This is a genomic window from uncultured Campylobacter sp. (assembly GCF_938018145.1).
Lineage (GTDB): Bacteria > Campylobacterota > Campylobacteria > Campylobacterales > Campylobacteraceae > Campylobacter_A.
Map to the genome: position 1 here is coordinate 1 of NZ_CALIII010000123.1, position 10,077 is coordinate 10,077.

The window sequence follows — 10,077 nt, forward strand, 5'->3', positions numbered from 1 at the left end:
ACTATCGTTTGTATCGTATTTTTCGGTACCGTGATGACCTATAAAGCCACTAGGGACCTAGTAACTGCTTATGAGTGGAAAGGCACGATAGAAAGCGTAATGGATGCTAACGACGAAGCGAATTTCTTACTCGAAAAAAGTTTTTTGGAGGCCGACTACGACGAGATCATGCGCTATACGGCGGAGTTTAAAAAGGGTCTAAAAAAGCTTGATTCGAGCAATCTAATTTCCTTTGAAAAACTCGCGTTAAACAAAAAAATATTTACCGAGCTGGAAGAGTCGGTTGAAAAAAGAGTCGAACTAACGGATAAATTTAACTCCGTAACCGCAATGGCAAAACTCGTTTATAGCGAGATGATTTTAAAATTTGAGGCTTTGGACGGATTTTATTTTAAAGAGTTGATGCCGCAAATTTTGATATTTAGATACGACTTAAATGCCGACCTAAAAGCGCCTAGAAAGCTTTTAAACGAGTATTTAAAAGATCCAAAGCTAACCAAAAACGACGCCGGCTTTTTAGCTGGTACGCAAAGGCTGCTTGGCTACTACGAGCAGGCGCAGGAGCTTTATCACGAGATAGTTTCGCTTGGAATTTACAAAAAACTATTTGATCTAAAAGAAAGCAACGAGCGCTATATACAAAAAGTCACGTCAAATTTGCGCGGTACGATGGTGCTGGTGTTTATACTATTTGCTCTTGCGTCGCTATTTGTCTACATCTCTTACGTTAGGGCAAAGGAGCATATCAGGCTTCTAACCCGCTTCGAGCAAGCCGTCGATAATAGCTTTAACGCAATAACCTTTACCGATCTGGATAGAAAAGTAAAATACGTAAATAAGATTTTTGAGCGAAATTTCGGGTATAAATTTGAAGAGCTCAAAGGCAAAAATATAAATATCATCAAATCCCACTATCATCCGCACGAATTTTATCAAGATATGCTAAAAACGATAGAATCGAATCAAATTTGGCGAGCCGATGAGCTAGTGAGCAAAACAAAAAGCGGCGCCCTCATCCACGAGCAGGTTATTTTCTCTCCGCTTTTTAACGAAAGCGGCGACAAAGACGGCTATATGTCGATCAAATACGACAAAACCAAAGAGCTCGCGATGACCAAAGAGCTCGAAAATAAAAACAAAGAGCTGCAAAATGAGGCGTTAAAAGACAAGCTAACGGGGATGGGTAGTTATTTCGCTCTAACGCAAAGGATGGAGCAAGGCACCAGCGGTATGATAATCTACATAAACATCACCAATTTTATGGATTTTAGATTTTTTTACAAGACAAAGACTGTGGATGCCATCATAGTTTCATTTGCCGAGACGCTTCAGCTTTGCATCGACACTTATAAGATGGACGCGGACATTTACAGAGTGCAGTTTGACGAGTTTTGTATCTGGTACGGCGGTGACGATGCAGAGCGTGTAGTGCGTAAATTTATCGATTATTTTAAGGCTAATAGCCTCTATATCACGGTCGAGGGAACAAGAGAGTTTATCCCTAATATCAAAATAACCATAGGCGTTAGTTTGCCTCAAGACACTCCGCAAACAAACCGCCTAACTCAAGCCATGCTAGCTCACCACGAAGCTAAGCAAAACGGCGAAACGGTGCAGTTTTACACCGAAAACAGCCACATCGAGCAGCAGTACTACCACAACCAAATCATGTCGCGCACCATCGAAAACGCCATATATAATGATACCGTGATCGTCGAGTGTCAGCCGATTTACGATGTATCGGGCGAAGGTTCGCAAATCAAATACTACGAAGTGCTTGTACGTATCATCGACGAAAGCGGCAAGACTCGCTATCCGGGCGAGTTTTTGGACATAGCAAAGAAAATTTCGCTTTATAACGATATCACCAAAAAGGTCGTTGAGCACGTATTTAGGCTAGTTGAGAAGTTTACGAATACAAGCTTTTCTATGAACCTTTCTAGCAGCGATATCGCAAACGAGAGCATAAGGGATCTCATCGAGAAAAAGCTACGCGTCTGCTCAAGGCCGGAGCACGTGTATTTTGAGATACTAGAGAGTGAGGGCGTGGATGATTATAAGATCGTAAATGATTTTATCAACAGGATCCGCGCCTACGACTGCAAAATCTCGATCGATGATTTCGGTAGCGGCTACTCTAACTACTACCGTATCTTGGAGCTTGATATCGACACGATCAAGATCGACGGCTCGATCATCAAAAAGCTACCTTACGACAAAAATGCTAGGTATCTACTGCAAACCATCATCGACTTTGCCGGAAGACAGGGCTATAACGTCGTGGCGGAGTTTGTTAGCTCAGAGGAGATCCTCGCCGAGATAAAGAAATTTGGCATCAAATACGCGCAAGGGTTTTTGCTGGGCAAGCCGACCTCTCCGAGCAATATCGAGGAGTAAGCGGACGGCGGCTTTGAGCCGCTAAATTTAGCTCATCTTGGTCAAATTTGCCCGCTCAAATTTGACTACTCCTGCATCCAAACCGCCAAAAATCCAAGCAAAATGATAGCTAAAAACAAACCCGCCTGAAAATAGAAATTCTTTTTTAAATTTTCGTTTATCAGAGCGCAAAGCTCGGAAATAAAAATATATAGCTCGCTCACGCATATCCTTTGGCCTCAAGTTTTATGTCAAATTTGCTGCTACTGCCTAGTCAAATTTGAGTGAACCGCCAAAAAGCCGCTCAAATTTAGCTTGGATTATAAATTTGAGCTTGGTTCGTCTTTAAATTTCCTTCTAACAAAAGTGGCGCAAACCACAAACGAAACTGCCGTCAAAGCGTAAAATATATAGCTAAAAATAGGATTTGCGCGGGTCTCGCCATCTTTTAGCTTTTTAACCGAAACGGCGTTTCTAAACATATCAAACATCGCGATACGCCAGCCGTAGTATTTGATCTGCGCCCTGTCTTCGCCCACTAGACTCTGTGCGGCGGCTTGGACGTCGGCGGAGTTAAATTTAAAATAAAGCGGCAAGCCCCAGCCCGTGTCTTCGTTGCGATACGGCATTACTTTCGTACCGTTTAGCTCCCGCGTGTAGATGAAGTACACGTCTCGCGTCGGGCCGTCGGCCGGGTTTTGCGCGTCGATAAAGCCGTCTTTGTCCATGCGCTTGACCTCGCCGCCCGTGATGATCGCCTCGTCGTAGTGCGGGAAAGCGTAGTTTATCGCCGTAAACACCAAGGCATGCAGAGCAAACAGAAAGCTAATTATGAAAATTCGGAGGTATTTTTTAAATTTTTGCATTTTCGTCCTTTGGGGCGAATTGTACAAGATAGAAGTTTAGAAGAAGCTAAGCCCCTAAAGCAGGGGCTTAGAAGGGTTAGGCTTTGGCCTTGCAGCCGCAGCTTCCCGCGATAAATTTAAGAATCTGGATAAAGAAGCAAACGCCGCCGATGATAAAGATCGTATCGCCGATCATCCTTAGCCAGCGTAAATTTTGCAAGTGATCCATCTGTAAAAACTCCGCGCTTCTAGCGTACCACATGCCCACATCTATCGCAGCGACGGCTTGATAAAGACCGATCGGAAGCAGCGACGCCACGATCATCAGCATTAGTCCCGCATTTAGCGACCAAAAGCCAACTTTCATCAGCTTGTCGTTAAATTCTTGCCCTTTGAAAAGATAAAGCGCCACGAGCCAAACAAAACCTAGCGCCAAAAATCCGTAAACGCCAAACAGCGCCGCGTGTCCGTGCACCGAAGTGGTGTTTAGACCCTGGATGTAGAACAAAAATAGCGGCGGGTTGATAAGGAAGCCAAATACGCCCGCGCCCAGCATATTCCAAAACGCCACCGCGATAAAGCAGTAAAGCGGCCATTTGAGATTTTTCGCCCAGCTTTGCGCGAACTGAAGCGAATACTGATGAAAGGCCTCTGCTCCAAGAAGCACCAAAGGCACGACCTCAAGCGCGGAAAAGCTAGCGCCCACCGCCATGATCGGAGTGGTCGTTCCGGCAAAATAAAGGTGGTGGAAGGTGCCCGGGATGCCGCCGATAAGAAATAAGCTAGCACTTGCCAAGGTCGAATAGGTCGCAAATTTTTTGCCGACTAAGCCTAAAGATGCAAACACGAACGCAAGCGAAGCGGTCGCAAATACCTCGAAAAAGCCCTCGACCCAAAGGTGAACGACCCACCAGCGCCAGTACTCCATCACCGGTAGCGGGCTTCTTTGTCCGTAAAATAGCCCCGCGCCGTAGAAAAGTCCCACCGCGATAGCAGAAGCCGTAAAGATAGCTAGCAGGTTTTTATCGCCGTCAGCCTTAAATCCGCCCACGAATCCGCGAAGCACGAGCGCCATCCAGATAACAAGACCGACAAACAAAATAAGCTGCCAAACCCTGCCAAGCTCGATATACTCGTATCCTTGGTGTCCCAGCCAAAAGCTCAGGCTAGTATCCATCTTGCCCGCTATCGCCATGTATTCGCCGACAAAGCTGCCCACGACTAGGAAAAGTAGCGCGTAAAATAGCAAATCAACGCCTAGTTTTTGAAATTTAGGATCTTTGCCGCCGTTGATGATAGGCGCCAGGAAAAGTCCTGCCGCCAAAAAGCCCGTCGCGATCCAAAAAATGCTCGCCTGGATGTGCCAAGTGCGCGCCAAAGAGTACGGGATGTACTGGGATAAATTTATGCCGTAAAACTCCTGCCCCTCGACCGTGTAGTGCGCCACGAAGCCGCCTATCATGATCTGGAAAACAAAAAGCGCGAGCGCGACGAAAAGGTATTTGCCAAGCGCCTTTTGAGACGGAGTCAAATTTAGCCTTGAGAGCGGATCGGCGTCGATAGGAGCGAGCCTTTCGTGATCTTTTTCTCCGTAGAAATTTGAAAACCAAACTAGTAAGCCAACGCCAGCGACTAAAATCGTAACGCTGATAATCGTCCAAAATACGTTTTCTTTCGTCGGAACGTTGTCGATTAGCGGCTCGTGCGGCCAGTTGTTCGTGTACGTAGCCTCGCTATTTGGGCGATTCGTCGCCGTAGCCCAGGTCGCCCAGAAGAAGAAATCATTTAGCTGCTCGCGGTTTTCCTCTTTGGCTAACGTGTTGTTTTTCATCGCGTAGTTTTCGCGTAGTTTTTGGTATTTCGGATCGTTGCCGAAAAGCCCGTTATACTCGTCGCGTACTACCTTTGCCGCCGCGATCCTCTCGTCGCTGATCGTTATAACGCCGTTTTTTAGCGTATTCGTGCGGTATTCGCTCTTGGTTAGAGCCTTGATGTTGGCTTGTTGCTCGGCGCTTAGAGCGTCAAATTTGGCTCCGTAAAGCTGAGCGGCCTTGATATCCATAAACGCGACTAGCTCTTTATGTAGCCAATCAGCCGTCCAGTCAGGCGCCTGATACGCTCCGTGTCCCCACACCGAGCCCACCTGCATACCGCCGATGCTTTGCCAGGCCTCTTGGCCTTTGTAAATTTGCTCTTGCTCGACTATTATTTTGCCGTTTTTATCGGCGAAACTCACCACCGGCGGCGCTTCGCGGTAAACCTCTACGCCGTAATAGCCCAGTATCCCGAAGGCGATAGTAACGACTGCTACCAGCGCCCACCAATACTTCTTGTATTCACGCATACTTTGTCTCCTTTTGAAAAATTCGGATAAAGTTTATCCAAAATAAATTTGCGCAAAAATGATGTATATCAATAAAAGGACTAAATTTGTCCTTAAAATATGCCTTATATTAAAAAATGTATAATTTCAAAAATATATTTTAGGAGATTTTATGCTCAAATTTGAGATCGTTTATAAATTTTGTCTCATTTGCACGCTGATTTTGGGGCTTAGTTTGCTCGCGTTTTCGGGGGTAAATTTCGCGCTCGGAGAGTACGGCGAATTTTGGATGGGCGCGCATAAATTTGCGGGCTTTTTAGTCGCGCTCGCGGCCGTTTTACACGTGATAAATCGCAAGAAAAAGCTCATCAAACTCGCAAATGAATTCATCGACGTCGTCACTCGCCGCAAAAACCCGAGCATGTGCAACATGGACCGCATCATCGCCTCGCTAGAGCCCTATACGATCGCTGAGATCTCGCAAAAACTAGGCTTTGACGAGGCCGAGTTTTGCCGTACATTGCGCGAAAACGGCGTCAAATTTAATGGAGCAAATCAAACCCTTCGCCAAATCGCTTTTTTAAACGACGAAAAGATATTTTTCGTGCTAGTTCTTATCGTCGAGGCGAAATTTGGCAAAAGATTTTGCGGCGAACTCAAATTTAAAGGCGGTAAATTTAACGGTAGTAAAAAAGCGGCGTGACGGTTAAATTTGACGGCTAATACGACCTGAAAGCGGTAAATTTGAGTTAATTTTGCGGCCATGCTTGTAAAGTTGAATTTTGTAAATTTAACTGCGGCGACCAAAATTTGAGTATTTGTGTTTTAGAAATTTATCAAAATTTAACCAGTGTAAATTTCAAAAGCTCACTAAAATTTAATATCTTAAAAACAGCCCTACTCCGCCGAAATTTTTTTCAAAAACTCCCGAGTTTGCTCTTTTAAATTTTCCAAATCTCCGCTATTATCTATCACAAAGTCTGCCATAGCGCGCTTTTGCTCGATATCAGTTTGCAGTTCCACGCGGTGTTTTGCAGCGGCATGATCGAGCCCGTTTCGCTTCATCACGCGCGCGATCAGCGTATCTTTTGGCGCATAAACGACCGCCGCTTTATCGAAAAACTCATACCTCTTGCCCTCGAAAAATAGCGGAATATCGACGAAGTAAAACTTTCCTTTCGTCTCTAAAGCCCGCGCCTGCGATAAAATTTCAGCCGTTATCTTCGGATGCAGTAGCGCTTCGAGCTTTGCAAGCTCCGCCGGGTTTTTAAACACCAGCTCGCCTAGCTTTTTGCGGTCCACCGAGGCGCAGGGCGCGGACGAAATTTCCTCGCCTGAACTAGTGCTAAATTCCGCGTGCGAGCCCAAATTTTCGGCCTGCGCGTCTTTTTGCACGACGTATTGCGCGCCGAAAATTTCAGCCACCTGCGCGGCGCAGCGATCCAAAATGTCATGCGAAATCCTATCGGCGTCGATGATCTCAAATCCGCGATCACGAAGCAGCTCGCAAACCGCGCTCTTGCCGCTACCGATGCTGCCCGTGATGACGACGGCGTGTTTAAATTTCAAGGTGGGCCTTTATAGCGTTTTTATTCGATTTTAGCTAAAATCTGCGAAATTATACCATCTTGGAGGATAAAATTTGATAAGCTACAAAGACGCTGGCGTCGATATAGACGCGGGAAATGACTTCGTAAACGCGATAAAACCGTTCGTCAAGGCAACGCAAACTCCGCACGTTTTGGGCGGTATCGGCTCATTTAGCGGCGCAGTGAGGCTGCCTGCAGGCTACAAAAAACCTGCGATCCTAGGCGCCACCGACGGCGTGGGCACAAAGCTGCGACTCGCGATCGACGCGCGCAAATTTGACGGCGTCGGCCAAGATCTTGTCGCGATGTGCGTAAATGATCTCATCTGTAACTTCGCCGAGCCGCTGTTTTTCCTCGACTACTACGCGACGGCGAAGCTCGAGATCGCGGACGCCAAAGAGGTCGTAAAAAGCATCGCCGAGGGCTGCAAACTCGCCCGTTGCGCGCTGATCGGCGGCGAAACGGCGGAGATGCCCTCGATGTATGAGAAAGGCGACTTTGACCTTGCTGGGTTTGCCGTGGGTATCGCCGAGGAGGACGAGATCGACCGCAGCAAGTTCGTACGCGAGGGCGACGTGCTCATCGCGCTTCCTAGCAGCGGCCTGCACTCAAACGGCTTCTCGCTCGCTCGCAAAGTAGTCGCCGAGCTGGGGCTAAAATTTGACGACAAAGTAGGCGGCTGCGCACTCATCGACGTGCTTTTGGAGCCGACTAGGATCTACGTCGGCGACTTTTTAAATTTAAAAGACAAGATCCACGCGCTCGCGCACATCACGGGCGGCGGCATCGTGGAAAATCTACCGCGCGTATTTCCGGAGGGGCTGGGTGCGAAGATCGAGCATGCCGCGATCCGCACGCCCGAAATCTTTAAAATCATCGCGCAAAAGGTCGAGCCTGCCGAGATGATGAGGACGTTTAATATGGGCGTTGGCATGATCGTCGTAGCGCCGAAAGAAAACGTAGATTTCGTGCTAGCTAGAACCGACGGCTACGTCATCGGCGAGGTCGTAAAAGGCGCGGGTGCGCAGCTAGTTTAAACGATCAAATTTAACTTTGGCTCGCCAGTAAATACGCTACGAGCCAAAGATTTTTAGGCGGCAAATTTATGTTGCCAACCGCCCTCCTCAAAAACCACTGCTTTTGTTTAAATTTGACCATCATATTTTCTACAAATTTATATCTCAAACCGGGCAATTTGTTAGTAAAATTTAATATGTTATAGCATAAAGTTTTTACTTCATCTGTTTGTAAATTTTATATTCAAAAGCCGATTTTAGCGCTAAATTTTAATAAAAACTAACGTTAGAGTTTGTTAGCTCTCATATATCAAACATTATCTAAAATCAAAAAATTAAATATTGTATTAAATAAAAATATTAAAGTATAAATTTAATGCTTCTTGGCTAGAATTTGGTAAATTTTAAATACGAAGGACGGGCGATGAGTATAAATTTAGATAGACTTAAGGCGCTTTTTAGCGAGATAAACGCGATCAACGACAAAAGTTTTGGCGCTGGGATGAGCCGCCTAGCCTACACGCGCGAGGACAAGGCCGCCAGAGAGCTATTTATCGCGCGCTGTAAGGAAGCGGGGCTAAAAGTACGCATAGACGCGATCGGAAATATCTTTGCTAGGCGCGGAGGCACCGAGCCCGAGCTGCCGGCGGTAGCGTTTGGCTCGCATCTAGACACCGTGATAAACGGCGGCGAATTTGACGGGATTCTGGGCGTCCTGGGCGGACTGGAGCTCATCAGATCGCTAAACGACGAGGGCGTGCAAACGCGCAGACCGCTTGAGCTGGTCGTCTTTGAGTGCGAGGAGTCGAGCAGATTTAATATCGCGACGCTTGGCAGCAAGGTCATGTGCGGCAAGCTAGGTTTTGAAAAACTAAAAGACGTGCGCGACTTTCAGGGACGCGCTACCAGCGAGATCTTTGCTGAGTTTGGCATCGATCTAGCGAGCATCGAAAAGGCTAAAAATTTGACGCCAAACTACGAGAGCTTTTTCGAGCTGCACATCGAGCAGGGGCCGCTACTAGATAACGAAAACATCCAAATCGGCGTAGTGAGCGCCATTGCCGCGCCGCATAGATTTAGCGTGCGCGTGCAAGGCCAGGCTCAGCACTCCGGCACGACCACTATGAAGTACCGCCACGACGCGCTTTGTGCAGCGGCGCAGATAGTGCTGGCTGTCGAGCACGTCGCGCACAAAAACGCATCAAACGGCGTGGTAGCGACCGCGGGCAACTGCACGGTAAAACCGGGCGTCATGAACGTCGTACCGGGCGAAACTACGCTACTAATCGACCTGCGCGGCATCAACCTGGCCACACGCGAGGCAGCATACGAGCAGATCCTAGCCGAAATCTCGCGCATCGAAGCGCAGCGCGGCGTCAAATGCGAGATCAAGCAGCTAGCATTCGACGAGCCGTGCGCGCTGGACGGCCGACTCATCGAGCTCATCGCCCAAAAAGCCGCGGCTCTCGGGCTTAGCTTTGAGATCATGCCAAGTGGCGCAGGACACGACGCGATGCATATGAGCGCACTTTGTCCGACTGCGATGATTTTCATCCCATCAAAAGACGGCATCAGCCACAATCCGGCGGAATTTTCTAGCTGGAGCGATATCGCTAACGGCGTAAATTTACTAAAAAGCGTGGTTTTAGAGGCTGCGGAAAGAGTCTAGACTTACGGACGAACAATTTAAAACTCTAATACAAAAATACTCGCCCATACAAGCATAATATATGGGTTTTATGCAAGCAAAGTCTATGAAATTTTGGATTTTACAGACTTTATGCTGCAAATTAAATTTTATTCTCCGAAAGCAGTATAAAAATCAGCGGATTTATCAGCGTTTCTCCGCGTGCGGCGTAGAGCATGACGTCCTCGAAATAGTTATCGTTAATGCCGTAAACGTGATACTCGTACGCACCGATGCCGTA

The 10,077-nt window shown here is 47.2% G+C and carries 8 protein-coding genes; 4 read left to right on the forward strand and 4 right to left on the reverse strand.

Translation table 11 applies throughout. The features are described 5' to 3' along the window. Nucleotides 1–2,397: EAL domain-containing protein (locus Q0338_RS02690; RefSeq protein WP_298085416.1), on the forward strand; the 2,397-nt coding region annotated here is incomplete at its 5' end. 65 nt (nucleotides 2,398–2,462) lie between these two features. On the opposite strand, the gene Q0338_RS02695 is transcribed toward Q0338_RS02690, so the two are convergent. From Q0338_RS02695 to Q0338_RS02705, 3 genes are all read right to left on the reverse strand, one after another. Beyond that, the gene (locus Q0338_RS02695; protein ID WP_298085417.1) at nucleotides 2,463–2,600 is read right to left on the reverse strand and encodes a hypothetical protein; all 138 of its coding nucleotides are present in this window, start codon (nucleotides 2,598–2,600) and stop codon (nucleotides 2,463–2,465) included. Between the two features lie 96 nt (nucleotides 2,601–2,696). Beyond that, nucleotides 2,697–3,242, reverse strand: coding sequence for a DUF1523 family protein (locus Q0338_RS02700; protein WP_298085418.1), 546 nt, complete (start codon nucleotides 3,240–3,242; stop codon nucleotides 2,697–2,699). Nucleotides 3,243–3,318: 76 nt separating this feature from the next. Then, entirely contained in the window at nucleotides 3,319–5,565 is a 2,247-nt protein-coding gene (locus Q0338_RS02705; RefSeq protein ID WP_298085419.1) for a nitric-oxide reductase large subunit, read from the reverse strand. Between the two features lie 151 nt (nucleotides 5,566–5,716). On the opposite strand from Q0338_RS02705, the gene Q0338_RS02710 reads away from it, so the two are divergent. Beyond that, on the forward strand, nucleotides 5,717–6,247 hold the full coding sequence (locus Q0338_RS02710; protein WP_298085420.1) for a chemotaxis protein: 531 nt from the start codon (nucleotides 5,717–5,719) through the stop codon (nucleotides 6,245–6,247). Between the two features lie 194 nt (nucleotides 6,248–6,441). Here Q0338_RS02710 and coaE read toward each other — a convergent pair whose 3' ends face one another. Beyond that, the gene (gene coaE / locus Q0338_RS02715; protein WP_298085421.1) at nucleotides 6,442–7,113 is read right to left on the reverse strand and encodes a dephospho-CoA kinase; all 672 of its coding nucleotides are present in this window, start codon (nucleotides 7,111–7,113) and stop codon (nucleotides 6,442–6,444) included. Between the two features lie 73 nt (nucleotides 7,114–7,186). Here coaE and purM point away from each other — a divergent pair, with 73 nt between their 5' ends. Together purM and Q0338_RS02725 are read left to right on the forward strand one after the other, a co-directional pair. Further along, complete coding sequence (purM, locus tag Q0338_RS02720; protein ID WP_298085422.1) at nucleotides 7,187–8,170, forward strand: phosphoribosylformylglycinamidine cyclo-ligase; 984 nt, start codon at nucleotides 7,187–7,189, stop codon at nucleotides 8,168–8,170. Nucleotides 8,171–8,573: 403 nt separating this feature from the next. Next, nucleotides 8,574–9,818 (forward strand): Zn-dependent hydrolase, encoded by a 1,245-nt coding sequence (locus Q0338_RS02725; RefSeq protein ID WP_298085423.1) that lies wholly within the window; start codon nucleotides 8,574–8,576, stop codon nucleotides 9,816–9,818. The last annotated feature ends 259 nt before the right edge of the window (nucleotides 9,819–10,077 follow it).